Source organism: Streptacidiphilus pinicola (genome assembly GCF_003258295.1).
In the GTDB taxonomy this organism is placed as follows: domain Bacteria; phylum Actinomycetota; class Actinomycetes; order Streptomycetales; family Streptomycetaceae; genus Streptacidiphilus; species Streptacidiphilus pinicola.
On sequence record NZ_QKYN01000133.1, the window covers coordinates 1 to 18,231 of the forward strand.

General features: G+C 71.7%; 17 protein-coding genes. 6 read left to right on the forward strand and 11 right to left on the reverse strand.

All coding sequences use genetic code 11. The features are described 5' to 3' along the window. Positions 1-397 precede the first annotated feature (397 nt). The 3 genes from tyrS to DN069_RS30430 form a co-directional block, all read right to left on the reverse strand. Positions 398-1,660 (reverse strand): tyrosine--tRNA ligase, encoded by a 1,263-nt coding sequence (tyrS, locus tag DN069_RS30420; RefSeq protein WP_111506446.1) that lies wholly within the window; start codon positions 1,658-1,660, stop codon positions 398-400. A 109-nt stretch (positions 1,661-1,769) separates the two neighbouring features. Then, positions 1,770-2,453 (reverse strand): hypothetical protein, encoded by a 684-nt coding sequence (locus tag DN069_RS30425; RefSeq protein ID WP_111506448.1) that lies wholly within the window; start codon positions 2,451-2,453, stop codon positions 1,770-1,772. Positions 2,454-2,555: 102 nt separating this feature from the next. After that, the gene (locus DN069_RS30430) at positions 2,556-3,200 is read right to left on the reverse strand and encodes a DNA-3-methyladenine glycosylase (RefSeq protein ID WP_424556345.1); all 645 of its coding nucleotides are present in this window, start codon (positions 3,198-3,200) and stop codon (positions 2,556-2,558) included. Between the two features lie 73 nt (positions 3,201-3,273). On the opposite strand from DN069_RS30430, the gene DN069_RS30435 reads away from it, so the two are divergent. Next, positions 3,274-3,804, forward strand: coding sequence for a YbhB/YbcL family Raf kinase inhibitor-like protein (locus DN069_RS30435; protein ID WP_111506450.1), 531 nt, complete (start codon positions 3,274-3,276; stop codon positions 3,802-3,804). Positions 3,805-3,961: 157 nt separating this feature from the next. Continuing rightward, positions 3,962-4,540 carry an HNH endonuclease gene (locus DN069_RS30440; protein WP_111506452.1) on the forward strand — a complete coding sequence of 193 codons (579 nt, stop codon included), beginning with the start codon at positions 3,962-3,964 and terminating at the stop codon, positions 4,538-4,540. A 2-nt stretch (positions 4,541-4,542) separates the two neighbouring features. On the opposite strand, the gene DN069_RS30445 is transcribed toward DN069_RS30440, so the two are convergent. The 5 genes from DN069_RS30445 to DN069_RS30465 all read right to left on the reverse strand — a co-directional run bounded on the left by DN069_RS30445 (position 4,543) and on the right by DN069_RS30465 (position 9,344). Then, positions 4,543-6,564 (reverse strand): outer membrane protein assembly factor BamB family protein, encoded by a 2,022-nt coding sequence (locus tag DN069_RS30445; RefSeq protein WP_111506454.1) that lies wholly within the window; start codon positions 6,562-6,564, stop codon positions 4,543-4,545. A gap of 44 nt (positions 6,565-6,608) precedes the next feature. Beyond that, positions 6,609-6,908 carry a 4a-hydroxytetrahydrobiopterin dehydratase gene (locus DN069_RS30450; RefSeq protein WP_111506456.1) on the reverse strand — a complete coding sequence of 100 codons (300 nt, stop codon included), beginning with the start codon at positions 6,906-6,908 and terminating at the stop codon, positions 6,609-6,611. Between the two features lie 36 nt (positions 6,909-6,944). Next, positions 6,945-7,922: an SPFH domain-containing protein gene (locus DN069_RS30455; RefSeq protein ID WP_111506458.1), complete on the reverse strand. Its 978-nt coding sequence runs from the start codon at positions 7,920-7,922 to the stop codon at positions 6,945-6,947. A 130-nt stretch (positions 7,923-8,052) separates the two neighbouring features. Further along, positions 8,053-8,484 carry an NfeD family protein gene (locus tag DN069_RS30460; RefSeq protein WP_111506460.1) on the reverse strand — a complete coding sequence of 144 codons (432 nt, stop codon included), beginning with the start codon at positions 8,482-8,484 and terminating at the stop codon, positions 8,053-8,055. Between the two features lie 65 nt (positions 8,485-8,549). Then, a complete protein-coding gene (locus DN069_RS30465; protein WP_111506461.1) occupies positions 8,550-9,344 on the reverse strand; it encodes an ABC transporter ATP-binding protein in 795 nt (264 codons plus the stop codon). Positions 9,345-9,484: 140 nt separating this feature from the next. Between DN069_RS30465 and DN069_RS30470 the strand changes: the two genes are divergently transcribed. Further along, on the forward strand, positions 9,485-10,285 hold the full coding sequence (locus DN069_RS30470; protein WP_111506462.1) for a hypothetical protein: 801 nt from the start codon (positions 9,485-9,487) through the stop codon (positions 10,283-10,285). A gap of 13 nt (positions 10,286-10,298) precedes the next feature. Here DN069_RS30470 and DN069_RS30475 read toward each other — a convergent pair whose 3' ends face one another. Together DN069_RS30475 and DN069_RS30480 are read right to left on the reverse strand one after the other, a co-directional pair. Beyond that, a complete protein-coding gene (locus DN069_RS30475) occupies positions 10,299-10,946 on the reverse strand; it encodes a response regulator (protein WP_111506463.1) in 648 nt (215 codons plus the stop codon). After that, on the reverse strand, positions 10,939-12,147 hold the full coding sequence (locus DN069_RS30480; RefSeq protein ID WP_111506468.1) for a GAF domain-containing sensor histidine kinase: 1,209 nt from the start codon (positions 12,145-12,147) through the stop codon (positions 10,939-10,941). Before DN069_RS30480 ends, DN069_RS30475 begins: the two co-directional genes overlap by 8 nt. 196 nt (positions 12,148-12,343) lie before the next feature. Here DN069_RS30480 and DN069_RS30485 point away from each other — a divergent pair, with 196 nt between their 5' ends. Both DN069_RS30485 and DN069_RS30490 read left to right on the forward strand, forming a co-directional pair. Then, complete coding sequence (locus tag DN069_RS30485) at positions 12,344-13,090, forward strand: SDR family NAD(P)-dependent oxidoreductase (RefSeq protein ID WP_111506464.1); 747 nt, start codon at positions 12,344-12,346, stop codon at positions 13,088-13,090. A 44-nt stretch (positions 13,091-13,134) separates the two neighbouring features. Next, a complete protein-coding gene (locus DN069_RS30490; protein WP_207892325.1) occupies positions 13,135-14,253 on the forward strand; it encodes an S-adenosylmethionine:tRNA ribosyltransferase-isomerase in 1,119 nt (372 codons plus the stop codon). A gap of 62 nt (positions 14,254-14,315) precedes the next feature. Here DN069_RS30490 and DN069_RS30495 read toward each other — a convergent pair whose 3' ends face one another. After that, the gene (locus DN069_RS30495) at positions 14,316-16,994 is read right to left on the reverse strand and encodes an FHA domain-containing protein (RefSeq protein WP_133260089.1); all 2,679 of its coding nucleotides are present in this window, start codon (positions 16,992-16,994) and stop codon (positions 14,316-14,318) included. A 214-nt stretch (positions 16,995-17,208) separates the two neighbouring features. Here DN069_RS30495 and DN069_RS30500 point away from each other — a divergent pair. After that, positions 17,209-18,231 (forward strand): streptophobe family protein (locus tag DN069_RS30500; protein WP_243639942.1); only part of this gene is annotated, 1,023 nt, incomplete at its 3' end.

Genomic DNA, 18,231 nt, shown 5'->3' on the forward strand with positions numbered 1-18,231 from the left:
CCTCCGGGCGCTTCCTTCGTTATCCAGCTTAGCAGATCCGCCGGGCGGCTTTTCCGCTTCCCCGCTGGATAGTGGGGAGTCGCTCGTTCGCGACCTCCGTTACGTTAGCGCATTTTCCGGAATCCCGGAAATCCGCCTCCGCGCGTCAATTCGCACGCCAAATAGAACTCGCTTGGCCCCAGAGAAACCGGTGCCTACGAGATCGATCAAGTGAGTGAATCAACTACGGGTGGTCACGTGTGGACTGGTGCGGCGGAGCGACGCTCCGTACGACGCATCTGTCCGATTCAGGCGACTCGACCAACATTAGCCCCTGCCCAGGTTTACGTCAAACACGAAGGGGGAGATGCGGGTCACATCTCCCCCATTCGGGCGAACCTGCAGCTCAGAGGGCTGGTCAGCGCAGCAGCTCGACCGCGGCGAGGTTGCGCTTGCCGCGGCGCAGCACGAGCCAGCGGCCGTGCAGAAGGTCGGTCGGGGCGGCGACCGCCGCCTCGTCCTCGATCTTCGCGTTGTTGACGTAGGCGCCGCCCTCGCCGATCGTGCGTCGGGCGGCCGAACGGCTGGCCGAGAGACCGGTGGCGACGAACAGGTCGACCAGTTCGCCGAGTTCACCCACCTGGGCGCTCGGGAGCTCCGCGACGGCGGCCGCGAGGGTGCGGTCGTCGAGCTCGCCGAGATCCCCTTGGCCGAACAGCGCCTTTGAGGCGGCGACGGCACGGTCGAGCTGCTCCTGGCCGTGGACCAGGACGGTGAGCTCCTCCGCGAGCGCGCGCTGGGCGGCGCGCTTGAAGGGGGCCTCCTCCGTCAAGCGCTCCAGCTCCTCGATCTCCTGGTGGGACTTGAAGCTGAAGATGCGCAGGAACTTGGAGATGTCACGGTCGTCGGCATTCAGCCAGAACTGGTAGAACGCGTACGGCGTGGTCAGCTCCGGGTCGAGCCAGACCGTCCCGGACTCGGTCTTGCCGAACTTGGTGCCGTCGGCCTTGGTGATCAGCGGGGTGGCCAGCGCGTGGGCGGCGACGCCCTCGGCCTTGCGGATCAGGTCGGTGCCGGCGGTGAGGTTGCCCCACTGGTCGCTGCCGCCGGTCTGCAGCATGCAGCCGTAACGGCGGTAGAGCTCCAGGAAGTCCATGCCCTGCAGGACCTGGTAGGAGAACTCGGTGTAGCTGATGCCGGCCTCGGAGTTGAGGCGCCGGGAGACGGCCTCCTTGGCGATCATGTTGTTGACGCGGAAGTACTTGCCCACGTCGCGCAGCAGGTTGATCGCCGACATGCCCGAGGTCCAGTCGAGGTTGTTGACCATCCGGGCGGCGTTCGGGCCGTCGAAGTCCAGGAAGCGCTCGATCTGGCCGCGCAGGCGGCCGACCCACTCGGCGACGGTCTCCGGGTCGTTGAGCACGCGCTCGGCGGTCGGCTTGGGGTCACCGATCAGGCCGGTGGCACCGCCGACGAGGCCGAGGGGCTTGTGGCCGGCGAGCTGGATCCGCTTCATGGTGAGGATCTGCACCAGGTTGCCGAGGTGCAGGCTGATCGCGGTCGGGTCGAAGCCGCAATAGAAGGTGACCGGACCGTCCGCGAATGCCTTGCGCAGTGCGTCCTCGTCGGTGGACAGGGCCAGCAGGCCACGCCACTTCAGTTCGTCGACGATGTCGGTCACGGTCTCGTCTCTTCCTTAGAAGGTTCCGTCGTTCGCCCGAGGGCCGGGTCGGCTACAGCCTCCCCGACCGGGCCCCTCCTTGGCCAATCCGTCCCAGAATCAGGGCGGATCAGAGACCGCTCGGCCAGGTGTAGCTGCTCGGGATCTGGATCTTCGCGTTGTCGCCCGCGGTGCCGTAGACGATCGCGATCTCGTCGTGGGCGTGGAACACCAGCTTGGACGGGTCGCCGCTGGTCTCCTTGCCGTTGACGTAGACCTTGAGCGTGTGGGTCGCGTCGGTCTTCTCGGGGCCGAGCTGGGTCGAGCTGAGCGGGACGCCCCACTCGGTCATGAACTGGCCGAGGTCGTAGTCCTTCACGACCGGCGACTCGATGTGCACGACGCCGGTGGTGTCGTGGGTGTGCAGCGGGCTGATGGTCTGGGCGTTCTCGTTGATGCCGACCAGGGCGGGCACGGTGGTCTTCTGGCCGTTGACCCACACGTCGAGGTGGACGTGGATGTGCTCGGCGGTGCCCTCGGCGGTGAGCATGCTGAGGCCGGCGGCCTTGACGGCGGCGTCGGTGTCGGTGGGCGCGGCCCAGTTCACCGAGGTGGCGCTGCCGGCGGTGCTCGCGCTCGCGCTGCCTCCGTGGTCGACTGCGGCGACGATGCCGACGACGGCGCCTGCGGCGATGACCAGCGCGCCGGCGCCGAGGAAGATCTTGTTGCGGCGGTCCCGCGCCCGCTCGGCGGCCTGCAACTCGGCTATGCGGGCGCGGCGGTCGGCGGCCTGCTTCTTGGACTGTCCGGCCATGGGGGCGTGGCTCCCTGCGTTCGTCGAGGGGCGTGGTCCCCGAGGGTCTGCGGTGCTTCTTCCGATATCCGACGATAAAGGACCCTGCGGTTCCAATGCGAACTACTGTGACGTGCGCGACGCCCGTCGCGGGACGTGCCGACGGTAGGGGCTGACCGTGGGGTCGCCGTCCAGCCAGAAGCGGTAGGGCGTGTCCGCGCCCTGGGCGACGCCGGTGCGCGGACCCTGGCGGATCAGCTCCGGGGCGGCCGGGGTGCCGGGCAGCAGCCGGAAGACGGGGCCGGGCAGCGGTTCGCCGTTCTGTTCGCGGGCGATGCCGAGCGCCTGGGTGAGCCGGGCCGGGCCCTGGGCGAGTTCGGTGTCGCGGCGGGCGGAGCGGCGGCGCCCGCGGGCCAGCTCGACGCCCTCGACGATCTCGCCGGCGCGCAGCAGCACGGCTCCGGCGGTGGTGCCGGGGCCGGTGACCAGGTTCATGCAGAAGTGCATGCCGTAGGTGAAGTAGACGTACACGAAGCCGGGCGGGCCGAACATCACGGCGTTGCGGGCGGTGCGTCCCCGGTAGGCGTGCGAGGCGGGGTCGTCGAGCCCGGTGTACGCCTCGACCTCGGTGAGTCGCACGGCGACGCGGCCCTCGGGGCGTTCGCTGACCAGGATCCGGCCGAGCAGGTCCGGCGCGACGGTGGGCGAGGGCCGGTCCAGGAAGCACGGGTCGGCCGGGTCCAGTGTGGCGGGCTGTGGTCGGGTCACACGGCGAGATTAGGCTGATCGCCAGAGTTCTGCAGCGTCCTGACATACCTGACGTCCCAAGGAGAGTGACGACATGTCGGAGCCCAGGCGGCGCCCGCTCCCCCACGACTTCCATCCGCCGGTGGCCGAGTTCTCGGTCGTCAGCGACGACCTGACCGACGGCGGGGTGCTGCCCGATGCGCACGTGTTCGCGGCCGGCAACACCTCCCCGCAGCTGAGCTGGTCCGGTTTCCCGGCCGGCACCAAGAGCTTCGCGGTGACCTGCTACGACCCGGACGCGCCGACCGGCAGCGGTTTCTGGCACTGGTCGGTCTTCGACATTCCGGCCGAGGTGACCTCGTTGCCGGCCGGCGCCGGCACGGGCCCGTTCGAGGGCCTGCCCGCGGGCGCGGTCCAGGTGCGCAACGACTACGGCACCCGCGACTTCGGCGGCGCCGCCCCGCCGCCCGGGGACCCGGCGCACCGCTACGTGTTCACCGTCTACGCCGTGGACCAGGAGAAGCTCGGCCCGGACGCGGACGCCACCCCCGCCGTCGTCGGCTTCAACCTGCGTTTCCACACGCTGGGCCGCGCGCAGCTGATCTCGACGTACGCGCACCCGTAGCGCCCGGTCCCCGGAGCCCGTGCGCCGGTGGCGGCTGACACAGCCTCTTTACCCCCAGGCCACTGAAATTACGTTGTCCCGGCATCCGGCCGCCCCGCACAGTGGACGCGCACCGTCCAGCGGGGGCGGTCCGGGGGCCGAAGGCAGGTGGCTGGAAATGCGTAAGACGCTGGTGCTCAATGCGACGTACGAGCCGCTGGCGGCGGTGACGCTGCAGCGTGCGGTCGTGCTGGTGCTTCAGGACAAGGCCGTGGTGGAGCGGGCCCATGCCGGACGCAGGGTGCGCGGTAGCTCGTTGGAGATACCGATGCCACGGGTGGTCCGGCTGAAACGCTACGTTCGGGTGCCGTTCCGACAACGGGCGACCTGGTCGCGGCGCGGGGTGCTGGCCCGGGACGGGTTCCGCTGCGCGTACTGCGGCAAGCGGGCGACGACCGTCGACCACGTGGTGCCGCGCTCGCACGGCGGCCAGGACACGTGGCTGAACACCGTCGCCGCCTGCGCCGCGGACAACCACCGCAAGGCGAACCGGACGCCGGAGCAGGCCGGGATGCGGCTGCTGTGCCGCCCGTTCGAGCCGACGCCGGACGCCGCGCTGGTGGCCGCGCTGGGCCTGAGCGGCACGGACCTGAGCGGCGCGGACCTGCGTGGCGCGGAGCCGGGCGCGATGCCGGGAACCGCGGCTCGGGGCGGCGAGGTCTGGGGCGGCAGCCACGAGCTGGCCGAGGCCGGCTGACCTCAGTGCGCGGCGTTCCAGGCGGTGGCCGAGGTGTTGTAGCTGCCGGTGTACTCCGGCAGCGCCACCACCAGGCTGCCGCGCAGCAGCACCCGGCCCGAGCCGAGCAGCGAGCCGGTGCCCTGGGGGAAGGTGCCGCCGACGGTCTCGGTGCCGGTGGTGAGATCGAAGTTGCTGAGCCGGGCCGGTTGGCCGACGCGCTCGTCGGTGGCGACCACCGCGTCCGAGCCGTCGATGCCGACCGGCGCGGCCACCCCGTTCTCGTGGGCGGTGGTGCGCCACAGCTCCTTGCCGGTGAGCAGGCTGTAGGCGGCGATGACGGTCGGCCCGGAGGCCGCGCTCGCGGACTGCGGCGGGGGGTTGACCGCGGCGACCATGGTGGTGCCGGAGAAGAAGAGGGCCGGGTCGGGGTCGAAGCTGCCGTGGGTGGAGTCGATGCTGCCGCCGGTCTGGGCGACCGCGATGGTGCCCTGGCTGTCCCCCTTGTCGGAGAACGACAGGACGGTGTCCTGGCTCGCGTCGCTCATGTGCACGCTGACCACGGCGGGGTTCGCGGACAGCACCGTGTAGGAGGAGGCGTTCTGCGGCAGTCCGCGCCACCAGCGGAGCTTGCCGGAGTCCGGGTCGAGTGAGATGACCTGCTGCTTGGGGCTGGTGTCGGCGCAGGTGCTCTGCAGCAGCAGCGAGCTGCCGTCGCCGTTGCCGGACAGGGCGCAGTACTTGCCCGGCCCGGCGTAGCTCCAGGCCTGCTTGCCCCCGGTGGCGTCGTAGCCGACGACGGCGGAGTCGGAGACGGCGACGACGCGGGTGTCGCCCGCCATGACGGACGCGCCGTAGTTGGTGCCGCCGCCCGACGGGAGTTGGGCCTTCCACTTGGTCTGGCCGGTGCCGGTGTCGACGGCCGAGAGCAGGTTGCAGGCCTGGTTGTTGCCCGGCTGCGCCTGGAAGAGGACCGCGCCGACGCCGGCCGCGTTGACGGTCGGCGACATCGCGCAGGGCACCGCCCCGGAGCTGGGCGCACTGACGCTCCACAGCTTGTGGCCGTCGGTGGCGGAGTAGGCGGACACGCCCTCGCCGTCGCCGCGGATCACGGCGTCGCTGGTGACCCACGCGCCGAGCAGGCCGTCGTTGCCGCCGCTGCCGTTGCTGCTGTTGCCGGAGGTGGCTCCCGCAGCGGCCGGGGCCGCCCAGGCCTTGCTGTGGTTGACGCCGATGTCGGCCTGGGGCTGTGCTCCGGTGGCGGCGCTGGGCCGGCCGCCACCGGATCCGTTGCCCATGACGACATAGCCCGCGCCGGCGAGGATCACCAGCGCGCCGCCGCCGACGGCGAGTCGGGTGAGGTAGCTCTTGCGGTTGACACCCGGTCCGCGGCCGAGGGCCGCGTCGACGACTCTCTCCTTCAGCCCGTCGGCGGGCGCCCTGCCACCGCGTCGGACACCAGTCGAACCGGTCGAACCGGTCGGCCGGGCGGCCTCCTCCTCCATCGCGTCCGGGATCGACTCCTGCTCGGGCGCGGACGCCTGCGCCGGGATCGGGGTGTCCGCCGCGAGCGCCTCCTCGGGCGTCGCCCAGTACGGCGTGGCCTCCGTGGCTCCGGCGCCGGACGGGTCGGCGTAGTACGTCTGCTGCTGCGAGTAGTCGTACTCGTAGGGGTACTGCTGCTGCGCGTACTGGGGGTCGGCGTGCTGTGCGTCGACGTACTGGGGGTCGGCGTACTGGTACGGGGTCTCGTAGTACGACGCCTGGCCGGTCTGGTTCTGGTCGTAGCCGTACTGCTGTTGCTGCTCGTAGCCGTACTGCTGCTGCGGATACGGCTGGGTGTAGCCCTGTTGCCCGTAGTCGTACTGCGGCTGCTGCTGGTAGGCGGCGGGGTCGTAGCCCTGGTTGGCGTACTCGCCGTAGGAGGAGTAGTCGTACGACTGCTGACCGTGCTGACCGTAGGACTCGTACGGCTGCTGCGGCTGCTGCGACTGCTGCCAGTACTGCTGCTCCTGACCGTTACCGGTCTCGTCTGCTCGTTCCATGGCTGTCGAACCACTCCCGCCTGCCCGATGCGCGAGTCAGCATCTCATGCCTCCGCGGCCGCGGCGGTATCGATGAGTGCGGCGAGCCTCAGATCGAGGGCGGTGATTCCACCGGCCGAGTGGGTCGACAGGGTGAAGTGGAGCGTGCGCCAGCGGATGTCGATGTCGGGGTGGTGATCCATCGCCTCGGCCTGCACGGCGACGGCGTCGACGACGCGGATCGCGGCGGGAAAGTCCTTGGCCTGCACGGTGCGCAACAGCGAGGCCCCCTCGCGCCGCCACTCGGGCAGGGTGAGGAGGCCGTCGGTGATCTGCTGGTCGCTGAGGAGGTCGCGAGTGCCCATGGGAAGCACGCTACTCCCGGACGCGACGCGAACCCGTCATTCCGGGTCGAGCTCCGGGCGCTCGGTGCGGCGCTCCGCGCCGGGGCTGCCGTTGGCGGCCTTGACGCCCGCGTCGGCCGGGGTGGGCGCGCCGGGGATCTTGGGGGCCATGCTCTGGAACGCGCCGCCGACGCCCTTGATCGCGTCGCTGACCTCGCTCGGGATGATCCAGAGCTTGTTGGCGTCGCCCTGGGCCATCTGCGGCAGGGTCTCCAGGTACTTGTACGCGAGCACCTTCTGGTCGGCGTCGCCGGAGTGGATGGCCTCGAAGACGGTGCGGATCGCGGCCGCCTCACCGTCGGCGCGCAGCACCGCGGCCTGCGCCTCACCCTCGGCCTTGAGCACGTCGGCCTGCTTCTGACCCTCGGCCTTGAGGATCGCGGACTGCCGCTCACCCTCGGCCTGGAGGATCGCCGCGCGCTTGTCACGGTCGGCGCGCATCTGCTTCTCCATCGAGTCCTGGATGGAGGTCGGCGGCTCGATCGCCTTGAGCTCGACACGGTTGACCCGGATGCCCCACTTGCCGGTGGCCTCGTCGAGGACGCCGCGCAGGCCCGCGTTGATGGTCTCGCGGGAGGTGAGGGTGGACTCCAGGTCCATGGAGCCGATGATGTTGCGCAGCGTGGTGATGGTCAGCTGCTCGATGGCCTGGAGGTAGCTCTGCACCTCGTAGGTGGCCGCGCGCGGGTCGGTGACCTGGAAGTAGATGACGGTGTCGATGTTGACCACCAGGTTGTCCTGGGTGATCACCGGCTGCGGCGGGAAGGGCTGCACCTGCTCGCGCAGGTCGAGCCGGTTACGGATGGTGTCGATGAACGGCACCACGATGTTGAGGCCCGCGTTGAGTGTGCGGGTGTAGCGGCCGAAGCGTTCCACGATCGCGGCCTGCGCCTGTGGGATGACCTGGATCGTCCGCAGCAGCATGACGAAGACGAACACCGCCACCAGGACGAGGACGATGATCACGACATCCACAGGGACTCCCTCGACGACCCGCATGCTCTTGACGCTGTGCGACTACTGGCCTGACTGCTACTGAACTGACGCGCGCGCCTACTCCGACTCACTACCCGATTCGGAGCGGGCAATTCGGCTTTCGGCGTTTCTACAGGACGATGGCCGTCGCGCCGTCGATCTCGGCGACGCTGACCCTCTCCCCCGGTTCGAAGCTCTGTCCGACCCCGAGCGCGCGGGCCGACCAGACCTCCCCTTTGAGCTTGATGCGGCCGTCGTGCTCGTCGACCCGCTCGAGGACCACGGCCTCCGCCCCCTTCAGCGCCTCGATCCCGTGCCGGACCGTGGCGGACTGGCGTCGTTGACGCCTGGTCACCGGCCGGACCAGCAGCAGGAGCGAGAGCGTGGTGACGAGGAACACGACGAACTGCCACACGACCCCGACGCCGAGGCCCGCGGCCAGCGACGCCGCGCCGGCTCCGATCCCGAACATGACGAACTCGAGCAGCGCCGTGTGCACCACCGGGGCGCACAGCAGCACGGCAACGATCAGCCACCATGCCCAACTCTCCACGGCGCCCATGGTAGTTGTGCAGGTGGCTCCCCGTCAGGCCACCTGGGGAAAGATCACTGAGGCGGGGACGATTGTCACTTGGCCATCGGCAGGCCGCGGGCGGCCCAACGGCCGTCCTGGTGCTCGAGGGTGAGCGGCAGGCCGAAGCAGAGCGAGAGGTTGCGCGGGGTCAGCGTCTCCTGCATCGGGCCGGCGGCCAGCACCTTGCCCTGACGGATCATCAGCACGTGGGTGAAGCCGGGCGCGATCTCCTCGACGTGGTGGGTCACCATGATCATGGCCGGGGCGATCGGGTCCTGGGCGAGCGCGCCGAGGCGGCGCACCAGGTCCTCCCGGCCGCCGAGGTCGAGACCTGCGGCGGGCTCGTCCAGGAGCAGCAGCTCCGGGTCGGTCATCAGCGCGCGGGCGATCAGGGTGCGCTTGCGCTCGCCCTCGGAGAGGGTGCCGAACTTGCGCTCGGTGTACTCGGCCATGCCGAGCAGGTCCAGCAGCAGCCGGGCGCGGGACTCGTCGGCCTGCTCGTAGGTCTCGCGCCAGTGCGCGGTCATGCCGTAGGCGGCGGTGAGCACGGTCTCCAGCACGGTCTGCCGCTTGGGCAGCTTGTCCGCCATCGCGGCGCCGGCCAGGCCGATCCGGGGGCGCAGCTCGAACACGTCGACGCTGCCGAGCTTGTCGCCGAGGATCGAGGCGGTGCCGGCGCTCGGGAAGAGGTAACTGGACGCCACCTGCAGCAGCGTGGTCTTGCCGGCGCCGTTGGGCCCGAGGACGATCCAGCGCTCGCCCTCCGCGACCGACCACGACACCTGCTCCACCAGCGGGCGGCCGTCCCGGATCACGGATACGTCCACCAGCTCCAGCACGTCGCTCATTGCGTACGCCTTCCCCAATGAAAAGAAGAGTTGTTCCTCGCCTCACGCGCTCGCCCATGGCACCTGCTCAGGGCCACAGCCTGCCGAGCCGGTCCAAACCTACGCCACGGAGATGTCCGGACGCTCCGTAGGCTTGCCCCATGCCGCAGACGGAAGCGCACGAAGCATACGAAGAGCCCCGGTCCGCCCGACTTGTCGCCTGGGGCAACGCCTGGTTCAGGGGCCATGCCTCCCCCGACGACACGGCCGACGCGGTGCGCGGCGACGACCAGTCCCACGTGGTCAGGGGCCTTCCGGGCGCGGACGGGGTCGGCCTGACGCTGGCCCTGGGACGCCTGCGCACGCTGGGCGCGACGGGCCTGCGGCTGGCCCTGCCGACGCCCGGGCACCCGCTCGGCCTGACCGGCCCCGCGGACTTCAACGCCCGCGCTTTGGAGACCGGCGAGGCGGTGCTGGCGGTCGGCACGCCCTGGGGCTTCGTGCCGGAGGCACTGTGGCACGGCGCGGACCACGAGGACGACGGCGTGCTCGCCGTCACCTGGCACACGCTGCCGGTCAGTCCCGGCACCCCGGCGGACGTCCCCGCGCTGCGGGACGCGGAGCGAGAGCTGGCGGAGGGCATACGGGAGGCGACGGAGTCGCTGATGCGCCTGGACGTCGCGGGCGCGGGCCCCGAGGTCCAGCGAGCGCTGGCCCGGCTGCGCCGGCGCGCGGAGGAGCCGGACGAACTGCTCGCCCCCGGCTACCCGGCCCGCGCGGTCCGGGTCCTGCAGAGCGCGCGACGGGTCTCGGCGCTGGTCGCTCTGGCGTCGGCCACGGAGGGCGCGGCGGTCAGCGCGGCCGAGATGTCCCAGCGCGCGGACGCGCTCAGACCGTTGGAACGCGCCGCGCGGAAGGCGAGAGTCGCGGCCTACAACGCCGCGGTGGACGAGCGGACCTGAGGGGCGCGAGGAACTATCCCTTGATCCCGTTGCGGACCGCCCAGAGCGCGGCCTGGGTCCGGTCCTGCAAATCGAGCTTCATCAGGATGTTCGAGACGTGCGTCTTGACCGTCTTCTCCGAGAGCGTCAGCGCCCGGGCGATCTCGCGGTTGGAGCGGCCGTCCGCGATCAGGCCGAGGACCTCCTGCTCGCGTTCGGTCAGCGTGCCGCCGCGGCCCTGGGGGGCGCGGCCCGTGCCGTCGTCGGAGAGGAGCGCCTCGGCGAGCTCGGGCTGGAGCAGGACGTGGCCCGCGTGGACGCTGCGGATCGCGCCGGCCAGGGCCTCGGGGTCCACGTCCTTGTAGACGTAGCCCGCCGCACCGGCCTTCAGTGCCGGGACCACGGTGCGGTGCTCGGTGAAGCTCGTGACGACCAGCACCTTGGCGGGGTTGCCCCGCTCCTTCAGCATCCGCAGCGCCTCGATGCCGTCCGTGCCGGGCATCTTGACGTCCATCAGCACGACGTCCGGCCGCAGCGACTCCGCGAGGTCCACGCCCTCGGCGCCGTCGCCGGCCTCGCCGACCACGGCGATGTCCGGCTGGATCTCCAGGAAGGTGCGCAGCCCGCGCCGGACGACCTGATGGTCGTCGACCAGCAGCACCTTGATGGTCGCGTCACCCACCGGGGACCTCCAGTTCCACCACGGTCCCCGCTCCCGGGGACGATTCGATGCTCAGCGAGCCGCCCACGCTCGCGGCCCGGTCCCGCATGGAGGCCAGGCCGAGGTGGCGGCCGGCACGGCGGACGCCGTCCGGGTCGAAGCCCTTGCCGTCGTCGGTGACGCGCAACCGCGCGCCACGGTCGGCGCCCTTCGTGCCGGGCGCGCTGCGCAGCTCCACCGCGACGGACGTCCCGCCCGAGTGGCGCAGGGCGTTGTGCAGGGCCTCCTGCGCGATGCGCAGCACCGCCTCCTCCTGGGCGGCGGGCAGCGCGGCCACGCGGTCGTGGGTGAAGGCGACGTGCGCGCTGTGGGCCCGGTTCAGCACCGCGACCTGGGAGGCGAGGGTGGGCAGCAGACCGTCCTCGTCGAGGGCGGCGGGACGCAGCTCGACCACGACACCCCGCAGCTCCTCGGCGGCCTCGGCGGCGAGCCGGGCGACCTCGCCCAGCTCGGCGCGGGCGCGGGCGGGATCGCGGTCCACGAGGGCGGCCGCGGCCTGCGCGGTCAGCCGCAGCGAGAACAGCTTCTGCGAGACGGCGTCGTGCAGCTCGTGGGCGATACGGGCGCGCTCGCCGGCCAGGGTGAGTTCACGACTGCGCTCGTAGAGACGGGCGTTGACCAGGGCCAGCGCGGCGTGCGCGGCGAGGACCCGGAGCAGCTCCTCGTCGTAGGCGGAGAAGTGCTCGCGGCCGACCGGGTTGGCCAGGTAGAGGGCACCGACGATCTCGTCGTCGTCCTGGATCGGGACGCCGAGGAAGGCGCGCATGTCCGGGTGGGCGCGGGGCCAGCCGCCGAACCGCTCGTCGGCACGGACGTCGTCGAGCCGGGTCGGTTCGGGCTCGTGCAGCATCGCGAGCAGGATGCCGTGCTGCCGGGGCAGCGGGCCGATGGCGCGCCACTGCGCGTCGCTGACGCCGTCGACGACGAACTGCGCGAAGCCGCCGTGGTCGTCGGGGACGCCGAGCGCGGCGTACTCGGCGCCGACGAGGGTGCGCGCGGAGGTGACGATGCGCTGCAGCACCTCGCGCACCTCCAGGTGGCGGCTCATCGCGAGGATGGCGGTGCTGATGGCTCCGATCCCGACGAAGCAGCCGTCGCCACCCTCGGGACCGCCGGGCTCCGGTGGACCGGCCGCAGCGGCCCGGGACGCGTTCGTCGACATGCCGTCACGGTACCGCCCGGTGATCGCCAAGGGCATCGGGCGCGGGGAGGGCGGGCGGAGGGCCTCGGACCTAGGACCAAGGGACCCGGGTCGCGGCGGCTTGTGGCCGAGGTGGGCGGGACCGTGCCCGGCCTAGCTTCGGCTGTGTCAACAAGCACAGGGCAAGAAGCACAGGGATCGCACGGGAGGCAAGGCCATGGCAGTCGCCATTGTGACGGGGGCGTCGCGCGGACTGGGCCGGGCGCTGGCGCTCGCACTGGCGGAGCGCGGCTGGGAAGTCGTCGTCGACGGGCGCGGCGCGGAGGCGCTGGACGAGCTCGCCGCCGGCCGGCCGCGGATCCACCCGGTGGTGGGTGACGTCACGGACGCCCGGCACCGGACCGCGCTGGCCGCCACCGCGAGCGATCTGGGCGGTGTGGACCTGCTGGTCAACAACGCGGGGGTGCTGGGCGGCCGGGGGCTCGCCGCGGTGGCGGAGCTGTCGCTGGAGGAGCTGCGTCGCGCGGTCGAGGTCAACGTGCTGGCGCCGCTGGGGCTGTTCCAGGAGACGCTGCCGCTGCTGCGGGCCTCCGGCGGGGCGGTCCTGAACATCACCTCGGACGCGGCCGTCGAGGCCTACCCGACGTGGGGCGGCTACGGCGCCACGAAGGCCGCGCTGGAGGCCTGGTCGGGCTCGCTGGCCGCCGAACTGGCGGACGGGGACCCGCGGCTGCGGGTGTGGTGGGTGGACCCGGGCGAGATGGACACCGCGATGTACCGGGCCGCGGACGCGGGCGCGGCGGCGGAGTCCCCGCTGCCGGAGGAGGGCGCGGTGCCGGGTCTGCTCGCGCTGCTCGACTCCCGTCTCCCGAGCGGCCGCTACACGGCGGCGGGACTGCGGCCGGACGAGACGGTGCCGCACGGGGCAGTGGCGGACGAGACGGTGGCGGAGGCGGCACGGTGACCGGGACCGGGACCGGGACCGGGACCGGGGTGGGGACGGCGGACGTGACGGCGGAGGACGACGCCGGGTTCGTGGAGGGGCTGGGCGACTGGGAGCTGCCACCCGAGCTGGAGGCGGACGCCCCACCGGAGGAGCGGGGAGCCGACGGGAGGGACGACGTGCGACTGCTGACGGCACGCCGGGTGCCGGGCGCCGCCCCGGTCGTCACGCACCACGCGTTCCGCGAGCTGCCGGACCTGCTCCAGCCGGGCGACGTGCTGGTGGTCAACACCTCCGCGACGCTGCCCGCGGCGCTGGACGGCCGGATCACCGAGACCGGCGAGCCGGTGGTGGTGCACTTCTCGACCCGGCGCGGCGAGAGCGAGTGGGTCGTCGAACTGCGCTCCCCCGACGGCCACGGCAGCACCCGGCAACGCCACCACGACGGCTCACTGGTGACGGTCCGCGTGACCGGCGGCGCGCGGCTGACGCTGCTGTCGCGGGTCGGCGACCGCGCGGGGGGCTCGAGTCGGCTGTGGCGGGCGTGCTTCGGGGCGGCGGAGCCGCTGGCGTACCTGGCGCGGTACGGGCGGGCCATCCGGTACGCGTACACCAGCGCCGACCGACCGCTGGCCGCCTATCAGACGGTCTTCGCCGAGCCGGTGGCCACCGCGGGCGCGGGGAGCGCGGAGATGCCGAGCGCGGCGCGCCCGTTCACGGCGGAGCTGGTGACCCGGCTGGTCAGCCGGGGCGTGCTGGTCGTGCCGATCACCCTGCACACGGGCGTGGCCTCGGTGGAGTCGCACGAGCCGCCGTACGCGGAGTGGTTCGACGTGCCGGAGGCGACCGCACGCGTGGTCAACAACGCGCGGGCGGCGGGGTCGCACGTCATCGCCGTGGGCACGACGGCGGTGCGGGCGCTGGAGTCGGCGGTGGACACGGAGGGCACCGACGACACGGTCCGGGCACGTTCGGGCTGGACCGAGCTGGTGATCACCCCGGAGCGGGGCGTGCGCGCGGTGGACGGGCTGCTGACCGGCTTTCACGAGCCGCGCGCCTCGCACCTGATGATGCTGGAGGCGGTGGGCGGCCGCCCGCTGCTGGACCGCAGCTACGCGGAGGCGCTGCGGGAGGGCTACCTCTGGCACGAGTTCGGCGATCTGCACCTCATCCTGGCCCGGTGAGAACGTGTGGGGGGCGGGGACCGTCGGTCCCCGCCCCCCACGTACGTCCTGCCCCGGCCGGGTCAGCGGCTGCGCATGACCTCCGGCTCGTGGCGGCGCAGCAGTCGGGCGACCAGCACGCTGCAGATCACGCCGAGCAGCACCAGCACGCCGACGTCCATGCCCCACTGGGCGATGGTGTGGGTCCACAGCGGGTCGTTCGCCGGCTTGCCGTCCGAGCCGAGGCCCTGGATCTGCAGCAGGTTGATGGAGGCGGCCTGGGCCGCGACCGCCCAGCGGGACGGGACCAGCCAGGCGAGCTGCTCCAGGCCGATCTGGCCGTGGACCGGGATCAGCGACCCACAGAAGACGACCTGGATGATCGCGATCAGCACCAGCAGCGGCATGGTCTTCTCGGCCGTCTTCACCAGCGCGGAGACGACCAGGCCGAGCGTCATCGAGGTGATGCCGAGCAGCATCACGACCAGGACCAGCTCCGGCAGCGGCGAGCCGGAGACCAGCAGACCGGAGCTGGGCAGCTTGCGCGGCAGCAGACCGATCATGGCGACCATGATCGACTGCAGTGCGGTGATCGCGCCCAACACGATGATCTTCGAGGCCACGTAGGCGGAGCGGGAGAGGCCGACCGCGCGTTCGCGCTCGTAGATCACCCGTTCCTTGATCAGCTCACGCACCGCGTTGGCCGCACCGGTGAGGGAGGCGCTGACGGCGAGCAGGAGCAGCACGGTCGCGGCGTCGTGGTTGCCGGCCTGGGGTGGATCGGAGGGTCCGAGACCGAACTTGGCCGGGATCGCGGCACTCATCGCGCCCATGATCAGCGGTAGCGCGAAGAGCAGCACGACATAGCCGCGGTCGGCCGCGATGACCGAGATGTAGCGTCGGACCAGGGTGGACAGCTGCGAGCCCCAGCTCTGCTGCTTGGGCGGCTGCGACTGGTGCTGCTGTATCCCCGCGGACTGGGCCTGCACGGCGTCGACGTCGGCGGCGTACATCTGGAAGTGCACCGAGCCGCGGAACCGGCCGCCCCAGTCGTGCTCGGCGTGGTTCTCGAACGCCTGGAAGACATCGGCCCAGGTCTCGCACTGGAAGAAGTGCAGGGCCTCCTTCGGCGGACCGAAGTACGCCACCGAACCGCCGGGCGCCATCACCAGCAGCCGGTCGCAGAGCGCGAGCTCGGCCACCGAGTGGGTGACGACCAGGACGGTGCGGCCCTCGTCGGCCAGGTCGCGCAGCATCTTCATGACGTCGCGGTCCATGCCCGGGTCCAGGCCGGAGGTCGGCTCGTCCAGGAAGATCAGCGACGGCTTGGTCAGCAGCTCCAGCGCGACCGAGACGCGCTTGCGCTGACCGCCGGAGAGCGCGGTGATCCGGTTGTCGGCGCGCTTCTCCAGGTGCAGCTCGACCAGCACCTCGTCGACGCGGCGCTTGCGCTCGGACGCCTCCGTGTCGCCGGGGAAGCGGAGCTCGGCGGCGTACTCGAGGGCCGTACGGACCGTCAGCTGCGAGTGCAGGATGTCGTCCTGCGGCACCAGACCGATGCGCTGGCGCAGCTCGGCGAACTGCTTGTAGAGGTTACGGCCGTCGTAGAGGACGTCACCGCGATCGGCCGGGCGGTAGCCGGTGAGCGCGCGCAGCAGCGTCGACTTTCCGGAACCGGAGGGACCGATCACCCCGATCAGGGACTTCTCCGGGACCGCGAAGCTGACGTCGTTGAGCAGGATCTTCTTCTGACCCTTGTGCTCGACCTCGACCGTGAGGTGGCGGGCGGAGAAGGAGACCTCACCGGTGTCGACGAACTCCTCGAGCCGGTCTCCTACCAGACGGAAGGTGGAGTGGCCGACGCCGACGATGTCCTGCGCCGTCAGCACCTGACGGGAGATCGGCTGACCGTTGAGGTAGGTGCCGTTGTGGCTCTCGAGGTCGACGATCTCGTAGCGGCCGTCGGTGAGCTGACGCAGCTCGGCGTGGTGGCGGGAGACCTGCAGGTCGGAGACGACCAGGTCGTTGTCGAGGCCACGGCCGATGCGGATGGTCTTCAGGCCGGCCGTCAGGTTGCGCACCATGGTGGGGTTGCGCGCGCCGTAGAGCGGGTCCGCGTTGTACTGCGGCTGGCCCTGCTGCGGCTGCTGCGGGTAGCCGCCCTGCGCGGCCGGGTAGCCGGCGGCGGCACCGACGCCCTGCTGCTGCGGGAACGGCTGGGCGGGCTGCGGCTGGCCGTAGCCGCCCGGCTGGGCCTGCGGCGGCTGTTGGTACTGCTGCGGGTAGCCCTGCTGCGGCTGCTGGTACTGCTGGGGCTGTTGGTACTGCGGCGACTGCTGCGACTGCTGCGACTGCTGCGGGTAGCCGGGCTGCTGCGGCAGCTGACCCGGCTGGACGCGCGAGGTCTGCTGCTCGTGCCACTCGGCGCCCGGCGCCTGGCCGCCCGGCTGCGCCGCCGGAACCTGGCTGGGCACGCCGGTGAAGCTGAGCCGCGGCCCGTTCTCCGCGTTGCCCAGTGTGATCACCGCGCTGCCGCCCAGGTTGACCTGGGTGGTGCGACGCCCGTCCTGGAAGGTTCCGTTGGTGCTGCCCAGGTCCTGGAAGAGCCAGGCGTTGCCGGCGAACGAGATCGTCGCGTGCTGCCACGACACCCGCGCGTCGTTGATCGTGAAATCGCACTGCGGGTTCCGGCCCACGCTGTACGTACGACCCGGTTCCAGCGTCGACCGCTGTCCGTTGAGTTCAAGTACCAACTGCGGCACTGTTGCCTGCCCCACGATGTAGTTCCCCCGATGTTGCCCCGCCCTTGCCTGGGCAGTGTAGGGATGCCGAACGACTGGGGGAATCATTCCAGCTCGGTCACCGAACGCAGAACCGGAACCGTCCTGCTGACGCCGGACCGTGACCGTGTGGCAACCTGACGCCTGGGGGCGGACGTTGCTGTCGTTCGCGTGACGAACGGGGATGGTGGACGAGATGACGGTGTACCAGCACGGCCGTCCGGCGCCTGGCGCGCCGGGGACGGGTGGCGGCGGCGGTCTGCTGGGAGGTGTGGTCTCCGCCGCCATGTCGGCCAGTTGGGCGTTCGTGGCGATGGCCGCCGTCGGCGCCCTCGGGGTGCACCTGCTCGGCCTGGACGCGCACGCCAAGCTCGGCCCGGTGACGGCGGCGCTGGTCGCGATGGCAGTCGGCGGAAAGATCAGCCCCACCGGTGACGTGTCGGTCTTCGGAATTGACGCCGCGGCGGCTCAGGGCTCGATCGACATCATGCCGCTGGGCCTGACGCTGGTCGGCGCGGTGGTCCTCGGCTGGCTCTTCACCCGCTCACTGCGGCGGGTCACGGCGCTGACGCTCGCCGAACTGGGCGCGCGGGCCGCCGGGGCGGTCGTCGCCTTCCTGGTGCTGCTGGCCGTGGTCGCCTGGTCCGGCAACGGCACCGTGTCGGTGGACGTCTCCTCGCTGACCGGCGGCGGTGGCGGGGGTTCAGGTTCCGGTGGTGGCGGTGGTGACGACCCGCTCGGCGGCCTGGGCGGCCTGCTCGGCGGCGTGGTCGGCGGCAACACCAAGCCGACGGTCGGCTTCAAGGTCGACCTCGCGCCGACGCTCGGCATCGGGCTGCTCTGGGTCGTGGTCGTGCTGGCCTTCGCCGTCGTGGCGTCCCGCCGCGCGCCGCTGCCGGTCGGCTGGCAGGGTCTGGCCCGGACGGTGCGGCCGGTCGCCTCGGCGATCACGACCGTCTACGTCGGCGCGTGCGTCGTCGGCGCCCTCGCGGGCGTCGTGGTCGGCCTGACCGGAAACGGCGGGGCCAAGACCATCGGCGGCGTGCTGCTCGGCACCCCCAACGGCGTCTTCCTCGCGATCCCGCTCGGCATGGGCGTCAGCCTCGCCGGCAAGGCCTCCGGCCCGCTGACGCACTTCCTGCCGTCCCCGGTGAACACCTTCCTGGCGGGCGGCCAGCGAGGACACCGTGATCGTCTTGCCCTGGCCGCCCGCCAGGAA